Below are 17283 nucleotides of genomic sequence, written 5' to 3' on the forward strand. Positions count from 1 at the left end.
GGAGAGCCCTGACGACCGGGCGAAGCCCGTGCGGCGTGCGGCGCGCGCCTGGGAGGAGCATCGGAGCACCGTTGCCTGACCCGTCCCCTGGGCCTGAGGGAGTGCGGGACCGTGCGAGGCTGGGGCCATGACCGAGGACAGTGGCAGCGCTTCCCTGCTCGTGATCGTCGACGGTGCGAATGTCGTCGGGTCGGTGCCCGACGGCTGGTGGCGGGACCGCAGGGGTGCGGCGGAGCGGCTGCGGGACCGGCTGGCGGCGGAGGGGGTGCCGGAGCTGTCCGGGCCGGCCGAGATCGTCCTCGTGGTCGAGGGCGCGGCACGCGGTGTGGAGCCGGTGCCGGGGGTGCGGGTCGAGGCGGCGCCCGGCAGCGGCGACGACCGCGTCGTCGAGCTGGTCGAGGGGGCCGGCGACCGTGCCGTCCTGGTCGTCACGGCGGACCGGGAGCTGCGGCGCCGGGTGACGGAGCTGGGCGCCGAGGTGACCGGGCCGCGCGCGGTGCGCGGGCGCGACTGAGCGAAGCGGGAGGCCCCCGCCCGGCGCACTGGGCGGGCCCGTGACCTTCCCCGGCCTGCGTCAACCGCCACACGCCCACCGGCGTGGTGGCCTACGGCGTCGTGCCGCTGCCCGGCCTGGTGGTCTCGCCGGTCGCGGCGGCCTCGCCCCGGGCGAGCCGGCTGTGGGTACGGCCGTAGAGGAAGTAGACGGCGAAGCCGATCACCATCCAGATCGCGAACCGCAGCCAGGTCTCGGCGGGCAGGTTCAGCATCAGCCACAGCGAGGCGCACACCGACAGGATCGGGATGACCGGCACCCAGGGGGTGCGGAAGGCGCGGTGCAGGTCGGGGCGGGTCCTGCGGAGGATGACGACGCTGATCGCCACCACGATGAAGGCGAACAGCGTGCCGATGTTCACCAGCTCGGCGAGCTCGCTCAGGCTGGTGAAGCCCGAGACGATCGCGATGATCACGCCGAGCAGGATGGTCGGCCGGTGCGGGGTCCGGAAGCGGGGGTGGACCTGTGAGAAGAAGCGCGGCAGCAGCCCGTCGCGGCTCATCGCGAAGAACACCCGGCTCTGTCCGAGCAGCAGGATCATGCACACGGTGGTCAGGCCGATGGCGGCGCCGAAGCTGATCAGACCGGCGTAGAAGGGGTGCCCGACGGCCTTGAAGGCGTCCGCGAGGGGGGCGTCGACCGACAGGTTCCTGTAGTTCTGCATGCCGGTCACGACGATCGACACCGCCACGTACAGCACGGTGCAGATGAGCAGCGAACCGAGGATGCCGCGCGGCATGTCGCGCTGCGGATGGCGGGTCTCCTCGGCGGCGGTGGCGACGATGTCGAAGCCGATGAAGGCGAAGAAGACCACCGAGGCTGCGGTGAAGATGCCCATGACGCCGAAGTTGGCCGGTGCCCAGCCGAACATCAGCTGGATGAGCGGGGCCTTCAGGGAGCCCTCGGCGGCCACCGACTGGGTCGGCGGGACGAACGGCTTGTAGTTGCTGCTGGTCGCGAAGAACGCCCCGGCGATGATCACGAGCAGGACCACGGCCACCTTGATGGCGACGACGATCGAGGTGACGCGCGCGGACAGCTTCATGCCGAGCACGAGGATGCCGGTGAGCACCAGGACCAGACCGGCGGCCAGGACGTCGAAGCCGAAGCCCGTGGCGCCCTCCCGGCCCGACAGGTACGCGGGCAGGTGCCAGCCGGCGTTGTCCAGGAGCGAGCGGATGTAGCCCGACCAGCCGACCGCCACCACCGCCGTGCCGAGCGCGAACTCCAGGATCAGGTCCCAGCCGATGATCCAGGCGGGCAGCTCCCCGAGGGAGGCGTACGAGAACGTGTACGCGGACCCCGCCACCGGGACCGTGGAGGCGAACTCCGCGTAGCAGAGCGCCGCGAGGGCGCAGACCACGGCCGCCACGACGAAGGCCAGGGACACCGCGGGGCCCGCGTTCTCCTTGGCGACCTTGCCGGTGAGAACGAAGATGCCGGTACCGATGATGACGCCGACGCCGAAGACGGTCAGGTCGAGGGCGGAGAGGGATTTCCTGAGCGCGTGCTCCGGCTTCTCCGTGTCCTGGATGGACTGCTCGACGTTCTTCGTCCTGAAGAGCGCACTGCTCACGGGCCTACCTCCCACGCGCGTCGTCCTCGACATGGTCGAGAGGGCTGGGGATGCGTATGCCCCGGCACAGGCAGGTTCACGCAGATGGGCCGGTTCCGCCACCGGTACAGGGTGGCGGAACCGGCCCGGAGGGTCCCGTCGGGGCCGCGCCCGCGGCTCAGTCGCGCGCGGGCTGCACCTCGTCGACGTCCGCGGTCGGGCGGTCGAACCGGCCGTCCAGCTTGGCGACCAGTCCGGTGACCTGGCGGGCGATGTCCGGCGCGGTCAGGCCGATCTCCGCCATCACCTCGGCGCGGGAGGCGTGGTCGAGGAAGCGCGGCGGGATGCCGAAGTCGCGCAGCGGCACGTCGACGCCCGCGTCCCGCAGGGCCTGGGCGACCGCGGAGCCCACACCGCCGACGCGGGAGTTGTCCTCGACGGTGACGACCACCCGGTGCCGGTCGGCGAGCGGGGCCATGGCCGCGTCGACGGGCTTGACCCAGCGCGGGTCGACGACGGTGGTGGAGATGCCCTGCCGGTCGAGCAGTCCGGCGATCTCCAGGCACATCGGCGCGAGGGCGCCGACGGAGACCAGCAGGACGTCCGGCCGGTCGGTGCCCGGCTCGCGCAGCACGTCCATGCCGCCGACGCGGCCCACGGCGGGTACGGCGGGGCCGACGGCGCCCTTGGAGAAGCGGACCACGGTCGGCGCGTCGTCGACCTCGACGGCCTCGCGCAGCTGGGCGCGGACCTGGTCGGCGTCGCGCGGGGCGGCCAGCCGCAGGCCGGGGACGACCTGCAGGATGGACATGTCCCACATGCCGTTGTGGGAGGCGCCGTCGGTGCCGGTGACGCCGGCCCGGTCCAGGACGAAGGTCACGCCGCACTTGTGCAGCGCCACGTCCATGAGCACCTGGTCGAAGGCGCGGTTGAGGAAGGTGGCGTACACCGCGAACACGGGGTGCAGCCCGCCGTGCGCGAGGCCGGCCGCGGAGACGGCGCCGTGCTGCTCGGCGATGCCGACGTCGTAGACCCGGTCGGGGAAGGCCTTGGCGAACTTGTCGAGGCCGACCGGCTGGAGCATGGCGGCGGTGATGGCGACGACGTCCGCCCGCTCCTCGCCGAGCCGGACCATCTCGTCACCGAAGACGCTGGTCCAGTCGGCGCCGGAGGAGGCGATCGGCAGGCCCGTGTCGGGGTGGATCTTGCCGACGGCGTGGAAGCGGTCGGCCTCGTCCTGGAGGGCGGGCTGGTAGCCGCGGCCCTTCTCGGTGAGGCAGTGCACGATCACCGGGCCGCCGAAGCGCTTGGCGCGGGCCAGCGCGGACTCCAGGGCCTCGATGTCGTGGCCGTCGATCGGGCCGACGTACTTCAGGCCCAGGTCCTCGAACATGCCCTGCGGGGCGATGAAGTCCTTCAGGCCCTTCTTGGCGCCGTGCAGGGTGTCGTAGAGCGGACGGCCGACGACCGGGGTGCGCTCCAGCAGGTCCTTGGTGCGGGCCAGGAAGCGCTCGTAGCCGTCGGTGGTGCGCAGGGTGGCCAGGTGGTTGGCGAGGCCGCCGATGGTGGGCGCGTAGGACCGCTCGTTGTCGTTGACGACGATGACCAGGGGGCGGTCCTTGGCGTCGGCAATGTTGTTGAGCGCCTCCCAGGCCATGCCGCCGGTCAGCGCGCCGTCGCCGATGACCGCGACGACGTGGCTGTCGCGCTGGAGCAGCTCGTTGGCCTTGGCGATGCCGTCGGCCCAGCCGAGGACCGTGGAGGCGTGGCTGTTCTCGATGACGTCGTGCTCGGACTCGGCCTGCGAGGGATAGCCGGACAGGCCGCCCTTCATCTTCAGGCGGGAGAAGTCCTGGCGGCCGGTGAGCAGCTTGTGCACGTAGGACTGGTGGCCCGTGTCCCAGAGCACCTTGTCCTTGGGCGAGTGGAAGACCCGGTGCAGGGCGATGGTCAGCTCCACGACACCGAGGTTGGGACCGAGGTGGCCGCCCGTCTTCGCGACGGCGTCGACGAGGAAGGTCCGGATCTCCTCTGCCAGCTGGTCCAGCTCCTCCAGGCTGAGCCGGTCCAGATCGCGCGGTCCCGTGATGCGGGTCAGCAGCGGCACCCGTGCCTCCTTGCAGTAGAGCTGATCGAGCTGTTGCCGGGCTTGTCGAGTCTAATGTTCCGCCCGAGCGCCCGGTGTCCGGGCCGTGCGTCTTGAGTCACGCGAACGGCCCCGCCCCGGGGGACGGCCGCGCCCGGGCCTCACGGCACGGGCCGGACCGCGCCGCACGGCCCGAGGGGCACGGCCGTACGGGCATGACCGTGCGGGCACGACTGTGCGGGCACGACTGTGCGGGCACGACTGTGCGGGCACGACTGTGCGGGCACGACTGTGCGGGCACGACTGTGCGGGCACGACTGTGCCCGGTACCGCCATTGGTACCGGGCACAGTGGTCTGGGTCGGCAGCGCTACGCGCGGCCGGCCGTCTTCTGCGTCTTGCGGGTCACCGCGTCGATGACGACGGTCGCCAGCAGCACGCCACCGGTGATCATGTACTGGACCGGCGAGGCGATGCCCTCCAGGGCGAGGCCGTACTGGATCGAGACGATCACCAGCACGCCGAGGAGCGCGTTCCAGGTGCGGCCCCGGCCGCCGAAGAGGGAGGTGCCGCCGATCACGGCCGCCGCGATCGCGTTCATCAGCAGGTCACCGCCACCGGCGCCCTGGTTCGCCGAGGCGATCTTGGAGGCGATGAACAGACCGCCGATGGCCGCGAAGGTGCCGGAGATCGCGAAGACCGAGATCCGGACCATCTCGACGTTGATACCGGCACGGCGGGAGGCCTCGACGCTGCCGCCGAGCGCGAAGATCTTCCGGCCGTAGGCGGTACGGCGCAGCACGAAGTCGGTGATCATCAGCATTCCGACGAAGATCACCACGGCCAGCGGCAGACCCTTGTACTGGTTGAAGACGATCGCCGCGGCGAAGGCGACCACGGCCAGCATCGCGGTGCGCAGGATGGTCTCGCTCAGCGGCCGGGACGGCACCCCGGCGGCCTCGCGGCGCTTGTTGCCGAAGAAGGAGCTGAGGAAGAACAGCACGGTCACCGCGATGGCCAGACCGTAGGCGGCGGCCACGTCGGAGAAGTAGTAGCTGGTCAGCTTGGCCACCAGGCCGTCGCTGTTCAGGTTGATCGTGCCGTTGTCGCCCAGGATCTTGAGCATGAAGCCGTTCCAGAACAGCAGACCGGCCAGGGTGACCGCGAACGCCGGCACACCGATCTTCGCGAAGAAGAAGCCGTGGATCGCGCCCGCGACCGTACCGGTGAGGATGGCCAGCACGAAGGCCAGCACCTCGTTCATGCCGTTGGTGACGTTCAGCACCGCGAAGCTGGCGCCCGCCACACCGGAGACGGAACCGACCGACAGGTCGATCTCGCCGAGCAGCAGGACGAACACGATGCCGACGGCGATCATGCCCGTGCCGACCATGGCGACGGAGATGTCGGAGAGGTTGCCCGCGGTGAGGAAGTTGGAGTTCAGGCTCTGGAAGATGATCCAGATGATGGCCAGACCGAGGACGACCGGGATGGAGCCGAGGTCGCCGGCCTTCATCTTCCGCTTGAACTCGGTGAGATAGCCCGCGAAGCCCTGTTCGCGCACCAGCAGGCGGGGGTCGACGGCGACGTCGGAGCCGCGTGCCGCCTCGGGGTTCTCCACGACCGTGTCCTCGGGGGACGCGGAGGTCTTGTCGATGCTCACTTCTTGATCTCCCCATTGGTGCGCGCCGCACGACGGGTCACGGCGTTGTCCGTGGCGCCGGTGATGGCGGAGATGATCTCTTCCTGCGAGGTCGACTTGACCTCGAAGACGCCGTTGTTGCGGCCCAGGCGCAGGACGGCCACCTTGTCGGCCACCGCCTTCACGTCGGCCATGTTGTGGCTGATGAGGATCACGGCGTGGCCGCGTTCCCGCAGCCGCTCCACCAGGTCGAGGACCTGGGCGGTCTGCTCGACGCCGAGGGCGGCGGTGGGCTCGTCGAGGATGACCAGCTTGGGCTCGCCGAGCATGGAGCGGGCGATGGCCACGACCTGGCGCTGACCGCCGGAGAGCGAGGCGATCGGGATACGGACGCTGGGAATGCGGATGGACAGCTGGTCCAGCAGCTCGCGGGAGCGGCGCTCCATCTCGACCTCGTCCAGGACGCCGTACTGGCGGAGCTCCCGGCCCAGGTAGAGATTGCCGACGACGTCGATGTTGTCGCACAGCGCGAGGTCCTGGTACACCGTCGCGATGCCCAGGTTCTGGGCGTCGTGCGGCTTGTTGATCTGGACGGACCTGCCTTCCCATTCGATGGCGCCCTCATCGATGGGGTGCACGCCGGCGATCGTCTTGACCAGCGTGGACTTTCCGGCGCCGTTGTCGCCGACCAGGGCGACCACCTCACCGGCGTGGACCTCAAGCTCTACGTCGGTGAGCGCCTGGACGGCACCGAACCGCTTGGAGACCCCGCGCAACGCCAGCACGGGCGTAGCGGACACGTGAACCATCTCCTTCGCCGCCTGACCCGGCGGGAGGTTGTGCAGAAGAGTATGGGGGAGAGTTCCGTCCGGCGCCCCGCACGAGCTTGCGGGGCTGTCTGATGGCGGGGCGCCGGAGGAGCCTTGGGGTGCGCCGTCGTCCCGTCGGGGGAATTCAAGAGCGAATTCGCCTAGAGGGAAGGGCGCGTGCGGCTGCTTACTTGAGACCGATCTTGTCGCAGGCCTTCTTGTACTGGGCCGTGCAGATGTCGCTGACGGTGTAGACGCCGTCCTTGATGACGGTGTCCTTGATGTTGTCCTTGGTCAGCGAGGTGACCGGGACCAGGACCGAGGGGACGCCCTTGGTGGTGGGGCTGTCGACCTTGTCCTTGGCGACCGAGTCGAGCGCCTTGCCCTGGGCCAGGTCGACGGCCATGGTGGCGGCGGCCTCGGCCTCGGGGGCGTACGGCTTGTAGACGCTCATGTACTGCTCACCGGCGACGATGCGCTGGACACCCGCGAGCTCCGCGTCCTGGCCGGTGACCGGGATGTTGGAGAGGCCGGCGGCCTTGAGGGCGGTGATGATACCGCCGGCCATGCCGTCGTTGGCGGAGTAGACACCGACGAGGTTCTTCTTGCCGATGGCGGAGATGGCGCCCTCCATGTTGGAGTTGGCGTTCTCCGGCTTCCACTCCTTGGTGTCGTACTCCTTGCCGACGTTCACCTTGCCGTCGAGCACGGAGTGGGCGCCCTGCTTGAACTGCGCGGCGTTCGGGTCCGTGGAGGAACCGTTCATCATGACGATCTTGCCGGACTTGGCCTTGGAGCCGAGCGCCTTCAGCAGCGCGTCGCCCTGGGTCTTGCCGACGGTCACGTTGTCGAACGAGGTGTAGGCGTCGATCGGGCCCTGGGCCAGGCGGTCGTAGGCGACGACCGGGATGCCCGCGTCCTTGGCCTTCTGCACCGAGTTCTTGATGGCGGCAGCGTCCACGGCGTCGACGATCAGCACGTCCACCTTGTTGGTGATCATGGTGTCGACCTGCTGGTTCTGCAGGCTGGCGTCCTGCTTGGCGTTGGCGTAGACGACCTTGCCCTTGTTGTTCGTGAGCTCCGCGACCTTCTTCTCGATCAGCGGGCGGTCGAACTTCTCGTAGCGCGCGGTCTGGTTCTCCGGAAGGAGCAGACCGACCTTGATGTTGTCGCCCTTCTTCGCACCCGAGGACGACTTGGAGCCGCCACCGGACTCCTTGGCGCTGCCACAGGCAGCAAGCGAGACGGCCATCGCACCAGCAGCAACGGCAAAGGCCGCACGACGCATACGCGTGTTCACTTCACAAACCTCCCTGACGAGGCCGCGTCGTTGCGGCCGAGGTGGCTGGAAGTCAACTCGGCCACACGTGCGACGTCAAGAAGTAAATCCTTAACGAGATGGCAACGGTGCCATCCGTTCTCTAAGTGAAGACAGGAGCGGCCATGGACAGCGTGCCGTCCAAAAGGGTCGAATCGCCCATCTCGCTGAGCGCGAGGGCGAGCGCCCCGAGCACCTCCGCACGGCCGCCAAGGGCCCCCGGGAGGACGGAGAGTTGGCGTGCGGCGCTGGGGATGGCGTAGCGGCCGACGGACTCCCTGATCGGCCCGAGCACCAGCTCACCGGCCTCGGCGAGATCACCGCCGAGCACGACCCGGCTCGGGTTCAGCAGGTTGCAGAGGTTGGCGACTCCACTGCCGATGTGACGGCCGACGTCGGCGATCACCCGACGGCAGCCCGGGTCACCGTCCCGCGCCAGCCGTACGACGCCTTCCATCGTGAGGTCGGTGCCATGGCTGGACTGGAGCAGCGGCAGCACGTACCGGGCGGCCGCGAAGGTCTCCAGGCAGCCCCGGTTTCCGCAGCGGCAGACGGGGCCGGATTCATCAAGGGTAATATGCCCGATTTCACCTGCTGTGCCGCCGGGGCCGCGGTAGATCTTGCCGTCGATGACCAGACCGGCGCCGACGCCGCTGGCGATCTTGATGTAGGCCAGGTCCTTCACGCCCCGGCCGCTGCCCCAGACCAGCTCGCCGAGGGCGCCGAGGTTGGCGTCGTTGTCCACGTGCACCGGCACGCCGAGCCGCCCCCGCAGCTCCTCGGCGGGCTTGATGCCGGTCCAGCCCGGCAGGATGGCGGTGGAGCCGAGGGTGCCCGACTCCACGTCGATCGGTCCGGGGACGCCCAGGCCCACGCCGGCGATCTTGGAACGGTCGACCCCGGTCGCCGCGATCAGGCGGTTGACCAGCACCTCCGCCCGGTCGAAACCCTCGGTCGAGGAGGCGTCCACGTCCAGCGGCTCGGCCTCCTCGGCCAGCACCTGATGGGCGAGATTCCCGATCGCGACCCGCAAATGGGTGTGCCCGAAGTCGACGCCGATGACGATGCCCGCGTCCCCGCTCAGGGACACGCTGCGCGCCCGTCGGCCGCCCGCCGAGGTGGGCGTGACCTGGACCGTTCCGCCGTCCTTCAGCTCGCGCACGATATTGGAGACCGTCGCCGCGGACAGGCCCGTGGTCCTCGCGATCTCCGCCTGCGTGAGGGATCCGGCCAGGCGCACTGCACGTACCACCCGCTCCAGGTTGGCTCGGTGCAGCGACGACTGCGACCCTGGAGTCTCCACGACGACCTCCTGAGAGCGGGGCCGCTTCGGCGAGGCCCCGTCTATGTCCAACTAGTGAACTCTAAGCTGAGCCGTTCGGGTTGCCTCCCGTCAAGAGGTTGAGCCGTTTCCGGGTCCTTGGACACACTTGCGCCCCGCACCCGGCCACCCCTGGAGAGTGGCCGGGTGCGGGGCGCGGGGCGCGGTGATCGCGGGCCGGCGCGGTGCGCGGGCGGGGGAAGGCCGGGGGTCATGGGCCGCTCGGGCCGGTGGGACCCCGAGCGGCCCCGGGCCTGCGCCGCCTGGTGACGGAGGCGGGCCCGGGCTACTTCAGGGCGCCCGCCGTCAGGCCCTGGACCACCTGGCGCTGGAAGATGACGTAGGCCGCCAGGACCGGGAGCATCGCCATCACCAGGCCGGCGAAGAGGCCGGACCAGTCGCCCTTGTAGCCCTGGCTGACGGCCAGCTGCACCAGGCCCTGGGTGAGGACCCGCTTGTCCGGGTCGGTGTTGAGCACCGTCGGCAGCATGTACTGGTTCCACTGGCCGAGGAAGTTGAAGATCCCCACGCTGATCAGCCCGGGCTTCGCCATCGGCAGCATGATCTGGAAGAACGTCCGGGTGTGCGAGGCCCCGTCCACGAACGCCGCCTCGGCCACCGAGGTGGGCAGGGTCCGGAAGAACGCGGTGAGGAAGAACACCGTGAAGGGCAGCGAGTAGGCGATGTAGACCAGGATCAGCCCGTGGATCGTGTTCAGCAGCCCCATGTTGTTCACGACGTAGAACAGGGGCACCAGCGCCAGCATGATCGGGAAACTCATGCCGCCGATGAACAGGAAGTAGATGAAGCGATTCCCCGGAAAGTCGAAGCGGGCCAGTACATAGGCGGCCATGGACCCCAGCACCAGCGTGCCGATGAGCGACCCGCCGACCACCAGGACGGTGTTCAGGAAGTAGTCGCTCATATTGGCGTCGGTCCACGCCCGCGCCCAGTTGTCGAAGTGGAGTTTGTCCGGCAGCGACCAGGGCGAGCCGAAGATGGAGCTGTCGTCCTTGAAGGACGTCATCACCGCCCACACCAGCGGCATGACCACCATGATCGCCCAGATGACGAGAATGCCGTGCGAGAAGACATTGAGTACGCCGCCCTCCCGTTTCTCCGGGCGCGGCTTCGGCGCCACCGTCTCGATCTTCGCGACGGTGATTCCGGACTCGGCCGGAACGGGGGCGGGGGTCTCGGTCGTTTTCATGTGATCAGAACTCCAGCCGCTCGCGCCGGCCCAGCCGCATCACCACGGCGGCGAAGGCCAGCGTGACGACGAGCAGGGCGACGCCGATGGTGGTGGCATAGGCGGCCTGCCCGTCCCGGAACGCCTTCTGGTACACGTACAGAACCATGACGGTGGTCGAGTAGTCGGGGCCGCCCGGACCGGTCGTCATGATCTGTACGACCGCGAACGACTCGGCGCCGAGGGCGAGGATGCCCATGTAGACCCAGCCGGACTGCACGGTGTCCCACAGCAGCGGCAGGGTGATCCGGAAGAACGTGGTGAACCGGCTGGCCCCGTCCAGCAGCGCGGCCTCGTACATCTCCGCCGGGATGGAGGCCATGCCCGCCGAGAACAGGACCACGAAGAAGCCGACCGTGGACCAGACGAGCACCGCCATCACGCACCACAGGGCGAGATCGGGGTCCCCCAGCCACAGCGGCTGCACCCCGTCGAGCCCGATGCCGCGCAGCAGGGAGTTGATCGCTCCGCTGTCCGGGTTGTACGCGAAGGCGAACAGCAGGGCCACGATCGCGATCGACAGCACCTGCGGGAAGAAGTAGACGATCTTGTAGAACGAGGAGCCGCGGACGCCGGAGACCACCGGCCCGCCCCTCCTGCGCCGTCCGCCCACATTGATCATGAAGGCGAGGAACAGCGCCAGACTGATCGTCACCAGTGGCAGCACCAGGGCGAACAACAGGCTGTGCTGCAGCGACTTCCAGAAGATCTCGTCGTCGAGCATCCTGTTGTAGTTGTCGAACCCGACCATCCTGAATTCGGGGCTCAGCCCGGTCCAGTCCGTGAACGAGTAATAGATGGACTGGATGAACGGCCAGACGACGAAAAGCGCGTACAGCCCCAGGGGGACCGCGAGGAACCCCACGACGAACCGGTACTTGCCGTGCTGCATTGCTACCGACCCCGTTCTCTGGGCGGGTGGTGTCACCTGGTCCGGTCCGGCCGGGGCCAGCCGGACCGGACCAGGTGACGGACCCTCACTGGTGCTTGTAGTGCTTGATCGACGTGTCCTTCGCGGCCTCGTCGGCGAAGCCCTGGATCTTGCTGATGGCCTCGGCCGGGGTGAGACGGCCGGCCATCATCTCGCCGAGGCCGGCCACACCGATCTTCTCCTTCTGGAGCTGCACGTACCAGTCCTGCAGCCGCGGATTCACCACGTTGGACCCGGCCTTCTCCAGCGCCGCGACGCCGGACTTCAGCCCCGGGGTGAGGGTGATGCCGGTGGTGCCGCCGTTGTACGCGGTCAGCGACTTCACCTTGGCCGTGAAGTTCTTCGAGGAGGCCTCGCTGAGCATGATGCGCAGCTGCTCCATGCCGCCCTCGGCGTTCTTCGCCTTGGCCGGGACGATGAAGGGCTCACCGCCGGAGGCCCAGATGGTGCCGAAGGGCATCTTGTCGGAGCCGTCCAGCCCGGTGGGCGCGGAGACGGCGAGGTCGAAGTCCTTCGGGATGACGTTCGCGGACTCGTTCTCCACCCAGGAGCCGTTCGGGATGAACAGCGCCTTGCCCTTGGCCCAGGCGGTCTGCGACTGGATGTGGTCCAGGCCCGGGGTGCCCTTGAGGACGTAGCCCTTCTTGTAGAGCTCGTAGTAGGCCTCGAAGCAGGCCTTGACCGCCGGGTGCTTCCAGGCGTTCGGCTCCAGGTTGTCGATCGCGTCGAGGACCTCGCGGCCGCCGACCTTGCCGATCATCGGGTAGAGCGAGAACGGGAGGTAGTACGGGTACTTGCCGGCGTACGTCCAGCCCGCCATGCCCTTCTTCTTGGCCTTCTCGCAGACCTTGAGCATCGCGTCCCAGGTCTCCGGGTACTGCTCGTCGAGCGAGGCGAGCGCCTTCTGCGAGTACCAGACGCCGTAGACCGTGTAGGCGTAGTAGAAGATCCAGACCGGCTTGCCGTCGAACTGGCCCATCTTCACGATGCCCGGGCGCAGCGTGTCGCGGACCTTCTTGTTCGGGTCGTCGTAAGAGGGCGCGTCCAGCAGCGGAGTGAGGTCGGCGAGCTGGTTCTTGCCGACGAGGACGCCCATGTCCATCTGCTCGGCGCCGGAGTTGTCGATGAGGTCCGGCGGGTTGCCCTGGTTGAATCGGGGCTGGAGCGTCGACTGGATCTTCTGGGTGGCGGCGAACTTCACCTTCGCCTTGGGGAAGCCCTTCTCGTAGACCTTCACCGCGTCCTCGGCGTACTCCTTGCCGAAGCCGCCGTCGAACAGGACGAATTCCATCTGCGCGGTGTCGTTGACGCCGAGCGGGTTCTTCGCTGTCTTCTTGCCCGCTTTGGCCTTGTCCTGGCCCCCGCCGCCACTGCTGGCGCACGCGGACAGGAAACTCATCGCGGGAACGCTGATCAGGCCGAGTGCGGCGGACCGCTTGATCAGATCGCGGCGGCCGACGCCACCGTGGTTGTCTGCGGAAGTGGATCCCATGCTCAAGTCCTCGCCTTCTCCAGGACTCAGGCGGTGAACCGGATCCTCCCCGGCACCGCGGTCAGGTGAAGCTGGGTCGTGCAGGAAGTACTTCGTGCGTCATCCACCGGGATCGCGGCGAATACAAGGAGGCCGACGCGTTTCGCACGTCGAACCACCCTTTCCGGCTCCCCCGGTGCCCGCTTCCGGCCGGTCGAACGGCCCTGCGGACGCCGACAGGTATAGTCCACTTTCCGCCGACTGAGCAAGATCGAATGCAAGGTTGGCTGTCGGTCTTTTCCGAGTTGAGACCTCGCGGAGATATGAGCCGTCTATGCGTTCCTCGCCGGATAAATCCGCGGCTTTGCGCTCGAATGCCACACTCAACACCCTTGACATCCCTGGCCACTTGACTCCCTACTGGTCCTTGCGCGCCGATGTTGACAACGTTGTCCGGTGCGCGGGGAAGCCAGGGAGGGTGCCCTCGTATGCAGCGCAGAGTTCGGCACAGATGGGGTCCGGCGGTCGTCCTTGCGGCCGCCTTCACTATGGCCGTCGGCTCCCAGGGGGCGGCGGTCGCCCTGCCCGGCGGGGCCCCGGCCGCCGGCCGGGAGTTCGCGTCCTCGTTCGAGTCCGGGGAACCCGCGCCGGACTGGCTGAACACGGTCGACACCGCGCCGGACGGCAGCAGGCGCGCCTCGGGCGTGGACGGCGGATACAGCACCGGCATTCCGGGGAACGTGGACGACCACGTGGTCGACGTGCGGGCCAGCGGTGAGAACTCGGGCGCCGGCGAGGTCAAGGAGAACCTCGTCGACAGCGAGCCGGGCACCAAGTGGCTCACGTTCGAGCCCACCGGATGGGTCGAGTTCGACCTCGACAAGCCGGCGAAAATCACCCGATACGCCCTCACCTCCGCCAATGACTACGCCGAACGCGACCCGCGGGACTGGACCCTGAAGGGCTCCACCGACGGCAAGGACTGGAAGACCCTCGACACCCGCTCGGGCGAGACCTTCTCCGAGCGGTACCGGACGAAGACGTACGACCTGGCCGAGCCGGCCGAGTACCAGCACTTCCGGATCGACATCACCGCGAACAACGGCGCCGGGATACTCCAGCTCGCCGACGTCCAGTTCTCCACCGGCGGCAGCGGCGGCCCGGTCCCGCAGGACATGCTCTCGCTGGTCGACCGCGGCCCGAGCGGCTCACCGACCGCGAAGGCGGGCGCGGGCTTCACCGGCAGGCGGGCGCTGCGCTACGCGGGGCGGCACACGGCCGACGGGCGGGCGTACTCGTACAACAAGGTCTTCGACGTCGACGTCCGGGTGGCCCGCGACACGCAGTTGTCGTACCGCCTCTACCCGTCGATGGCGGACGGCGACCGGGACTACGACGCCACCGACGTGGCGGTGGACCTGGCGTTCACCGACGGCACCTACCTGAGCGATCTGGGCGCCACCGACCAGCACGGCTTCGGCCTGAGCCCGCGGGCGCAGGGCGCGGCCAAGGCGCTGTACGTCAACCAGTGGAACAACGTGGTCTCCCGGATCGGCCCGGTCGCGGCCGGCAAGACGGTGGACCGGATCCTCCTGGCCTACGACTCCCCCAGTGGCCCGGCGAAGTTCCGGGGCTGGCTGGACGACGTGGCCATCCGGCAGGCCGCCCCCGAGACGCCCAAGGCGCACCTGTCGGACTACGCGCTGACCACCCGGGGCACCAACTCCAGCGGCGGCTTCTCGCGCGGCAACAACTTCCCCGCGACCGCCGTCCCGCACGGCTTCAACTTCTGGACGCCGGTCACGAACGCGTCGTCGCTGAGCTGGCTGTACGAGTACGCACGTGCGAACAACGAGGCCAACCTGCCGACGATCCAGGCGTTCAGCGCGAGCCACGAGCCGAGCCCCTGGATGGGTGACCGGCAGACCTTCCAGGTGATGCCGTCCGCGGCCTCCGGCACCCCGGACACCGGCCGCACGGCCCGCGCGCTGGCCTTCCGCCACGAGAACGAGACCGCGCGCCCCTACTACTACGGGGTGCGGTTCGAGAACGGCCTCAGGGCGGAGATGACGCCGACCGACCACGCGGCGGTGCTGCGCTTCACCTACCCCGGCGACGACGCGAGCGTGCTGTTCGACAACGTCACCGAGCAGGCGGGCCTGACCCTGGACGAGGAGCACGGGACCTTCACCGGCTACTCGGACGTCAAGTCCGGCCTCTCGACGGGGGCGACCCGCCTCTTCGTCTACGGCGTGTTCGACAAGCCGGTGAAGGACGGCTCCGCGAGCGGGGTCAAGGGCCGTCTGCGCTTCGACGCGGGCTCCGACCGCACCGTCACCCTGCGGCTGGCCACCTCCCTGATCAGCGTCGACCAGGCGAAGGACAACCTGCGCCAGGAGGTCCCGGACGGCATGTCCTTCGACGCGGTGAAGGTGCGCGCCCAGCGCGCCTGGGACAAGCTGCTCGGCAAGGTCGAGGTCGAGGGCGCCACGCCGGACCAGCTGACCACCCTGTACTCCAGCCTCTACCGGCTGTACCTGTACCCGAACTCGGGCTTCGAGAAGGTCGGGGGCACGTACAAGTACGCCTCGCCCTTCTCCCCCATGCCGGGCCCGGACACCCCGACGCACACCGGCGCGAAGATCGTCGACGGCAAGGTGTACGTCAACAACGGCTTCTGGGACACCTACCGCACCACCTGGCCCGCCTACTCGTTGCTGACACCTGGTCAGGCGGGCGAGATGGTCGACGGTTTCGTGCAGCAGTACAAGGACGGCGGCTGGACCTCGCGCTGGTCCTCCCCCGGCTACGCCGACCTGATGACCGGCACCTCCTCGGACGTCGCCTTCGCCGACGCCTACGTCAAGGGCGTCCACATGGACGCGAAGGCGGCCTACGACGCGGCGCTGAAGAACGCCACCGTCGTGCCCCCGGCCTCCGGCGTGGGCCGCAAGGGCATGAGCACCTCGCCCTTCCTCGGCTACACCGGCACCGACACGCACGAGGGTCTGTCGTGGGCGATGGAGGGCTACGTCAACGACTACGGCATCGCCAAGATGGGCGAGGCCCTCTACCGGAAGACGGGCGAGAAGCACTACAAGGAGGAGGCGCGGTACTTCCTCAACCGCGCCCGGGACTACGTGAAGCTGTTCGACCCCGGGGCGGGCTTCTTCCAGGGCCGCAACGCCCGGGGTGACTGGCGTGTCGACTCCTCGAAGTACGACCCGCGCGTGTGGGGCTACGACTACACCGAGACCGACGGCTGGGGCTACGCCTTCACGGCCCCGCAGGACAGCCGCGGCCTGGCCAACCTGTACGGCGGCCGGACGGGACTCGCGGAGAAGCTCGACACCTACTTCGCCACGCCGGAGACGGCCTCCCCCGAGTTCACCGGCTCCTACGGCGGAGTCATCCACGAGATGACCGAGGCGCGGGACGTCCGGATGGGCCAGTACGGCCACTCCAACCAGGTAGCGCACCACGTCCTCTACATGTACGACGCGGCCGGCCGGCCGTGGAAGGCGCAGGCGAAGGTCCGCGAGGCGCTCTCCCGCCTCTACGTCGGCAGCGAGATCGGCCAGGGCTACCACGGCGACGAGGACAACGGCGAGCAGTCGGCCTGGTACGTCTTCTCGGCGCTGGGCTTCTACCCGCTGGTGATGGGCAGCGGCGAGTACGCCATCGGCTCCCCGCTGTTCACCAAGGCGACCGTGCACCTGGAGAACGGCCACGACCTGGTGATCAAGGCGCCGGGGAACAGCGCGCGGAACGTCTACGTCCAGGGCGTGCGGTTCGACGGAGCGGCGTGGAAGTCCACGGCGCTGCCGCACTCGCTGCTCGCCAGGGGCGGGGTGCTGGAGTTCGACATGGGGCCGAAGCCGTCCTCGTGGGGCACCGGCCCGAACGCGGCGCCGGTGTCGATCACGACCGACGACAAGGTGCCGAGCCCGAGGGCGGACGTGCTGAAGGGCGACGGGGCGCTGTTCGACGACACCTCGTCGACGGACGCCACGGTGACGACGGTGGACCTGCCGGTGGCCGACCCCGCCAAGGCCGTCCAGTACACCCTGACCTCGGCCGCGGACCATGCCGGGGCCCCGACGGGGTGGACCCTCCAGGCGTCCACCGACGGCACGACCTGGAAGACGGTGGACAAGCGCTCCGGCGAGTCCTTCGCCTGGGACAGGCAGACCCGCCCCTTCACGATCGCCTCGCCGGGCACGTACCGGAAGTACCGCCTGGTCCTGGACGGCGCGGCGACCCTGGCGGAGGTGGAGCTGCTGGCCTGACCCGGGTACGGCGCGCATGAGTCCGGCGAGTCCGGCATGAGGAAGGGGCGGGCCCTCGGG

The 17283-nt window shown here is 69.0% G+C and carries 11 protein-coding genes; 2 read left to right on the forward strand and 9 right to left on the reverse strand.

Going from position 1 to position 17283, the window contains the following annotated elements; translation table 11 throughout:
- The first annotated feature begins 127 nt into the window (after positions 1-127).
- Positions 128-514, forward strand: coding sequence for an NTP pyrophosphohydrolase (locus ACIQ9G_RS17495; protein ID WP_403609885.1), 387 nt, complete (start codon positions 128-130; stop codon positions 512-514).
- Between the two features lie 91 nt (positions 515-605).
- On the opposite strand, the gene ACIQ9G_RS17500 is transcribed toward ACIQ9G_RS17495, so the two are convergent.
- The 9 genes from ACIQ9G_RS17500 to ngcE all read right to left on the reverse strand — a co-directional run bounded on the left by ACIQ9G_RS17500 (position 606) and on the right by ngcE (position 12955).
- Positions 606-2129: an amino acid permease gene (locus ACIQ9G_RS17500; RefSeq protein ID WP_403609888.1), complete on the reverse strand. Its 1524-nt coding sequence runs from the start codon at positions 2127-2129 to the stop codon at positions 606-608.
- 157 nt (positions 2130-2286) lie between these two features.
- Positions 2287-4215 carry a 1-deoxy-D-xylulose-5-phosphate synthase gene (gene dxs, locus ACIQ9G_RS17505; RefSeq protein ID WP_403609891.1) on the reverse strand — a complete coding sequence of 643 codons (1929 nt, stop codon included), beginning with the start codon at positions 4213-4215 and terminating at the stop codon, positions 2287-2289.
- A gap of 348 nt (positions 4216-4563) precedes the next feature.
- Positions 4564-5856, reverse strand: a complete 1293-nt coding sequence (locus ACIQ9G_RS17510) for a sugar ABC transporter permease (RefSeq protein ID WP_403609893.1) — start codon at positions 5854-5856, stop codon at positions 4564-4566.
- Complete coding sequence (locus ACIQ9G_RS17515) at positions 5853-6644, reverse strand: ATP-binding cassette domain-containing protein (protein ID WP_403609895.1); 792 nt, start codon at positions 6642-6644, stop codon at positions 5853-5855. Before ACIQ9G_RS17515 ends, ACIQ9G_RS17510 begins: the two co-directional genes overlap by 4 nt.
- A gap of 187 nt (positions 6645-6831) precedes the next feature.
- A complete protein-coding gene (locus ACIQ9G_RS17520; RefSeq protein ID WP_403610084.1) occupies positions 6832-7932 on the reverse strand; it encodes a sugar ABC transporter substrate-binding protein in 1101 nt (366 codons plus the stop codon).
- Between the two features lie 133 nt (positions 7933-8065).
- On the reverse strand, positions 8066-9265 hold the full coding sequence (locus ACIQ9G_RS17525) for an ROK family transcriptional regulator (RefSeq protein WP_403609897.1): 1200 nt from the start codon (positions 9263-9265) through the stop codon (positions 8066-8068).
- A gap of 304 nt (positions 9266-9569) precedes the next feature.
- Positions 9570-10493, reverse strand: coding sequence for a carbohydrate ABC transporter permease (locus ACIQ9G_RS17530; protein WP_403609900.1), 924 nt, complete (start codon positions 10491-10493; stop codon positions 9570-9572).
- 4 nt (positions 10494-10497) lie between these two features.
- The gene (locus ACIQ9G_RS17535) at positions 10498-11424 is read right to left on the reverse strand and encodes a carbohydrate ABC transporter permease (protein ID WP_403609903.1); all 927 of its coding nucleotides are present in this window, start codon (positions 11422-11424) and stop codon (positions 10498-10500) included.
- An 85-nt stretch (positions 11425-11509) separates the two neighbouring features.
- Positions 11510-12955 (reverse strand): N-acetylglucosamine/diacetylchitobiose ABC transporter substrate-binding protein, encoded by a 1446-nt coding sequence (gene ngcE / locus ACIQ9G_RS17540; RefSeq protein ID WP_403609905.1) that lies wholly within the window; start codon positions 12953-12955, stop codon positions 11510-11512.
- A gap of 467 nt (positions 12956-13422) precedes the next feature.
- Between ngcE and ACIQ9G_RS17545 the strand changes: the two genes are divergently transcribed.
- Positions 13423-17223: a GH92 family glycosyl hydrolase gene (locus ACIQ9G_RS17545; RefSeq protein ID WP_403609907.1), complete on the forward strand. Its 3801-nt coding sequence runs from the start codon at positions 13423-13425 to the stop codon at positions 17221-17223.
- The last annotated feature ends 60 nt before the right edge of the window (positions 17224-17283 follow it).

This window comes from Streptomyces sp. NPDC096152 (assembly GCF_044763235.1).
Lineage (GTDB): Bacteria > Actinomycetota > Actinomycetes > Streptomycetales > Streptomycetaceae > Streptomyces.